At 52.9% G+C, this 416-nt stretch carries 1 pseudogene; it reads left to right on the plus strand.

The features are described 5' to 3' along the window. Positions 1-416, plus strand: a pseudogene (locus tag K2G43_RS10100) (exonuclease SbcC); the annotation flags it as partial.

A 416-nucleotide genomic window follows, 5' to 3' on the forward strand; every position in this document is an offset into this window, starting at 1 on the left:
CCCTGCTGGCGCAAGGCGACTTCACCAAGTTCCTGCAAAGCAAGGAGAGCGAGAAATCGGATATTCTGGAGAAGCTGACAGGAACGGGCATCTACTCCGAAACGGGCGCACGCATCTACGCCATCACCAAAGAGAAACGGATGGAGTATGAGGAGCAGCACCGGAAACTGGAAGGAATCATCCTGCTTACCGAAGAGGAGATAGCGGAGACCCACGAGGCGGTAACAACGCAAAGCGCCGAAATCAGCCGGTTCAACGCTCAAAAGAACGTGACCCTCCTGAAACGGGAGTGGCTGAAACGAAAAGCCGAACTGGCACTTGACTTAGAGAAGAAAAAGGAGGTCCTGAAAGAGAAAGAGGCATGGCTGCAATCAGAAGATTATCGGCAGAAGGAGAGGTTGATAAGCGACTGGCAC

It is taken from the genome of Bacteroides sp. (genome assembly GCF_029057325.1).
Classification (GTDB): Bacteria; Bacteroidota; Bacteroidia; order Bacteroidales; family Bacteroidaceae; genus Bacteroides.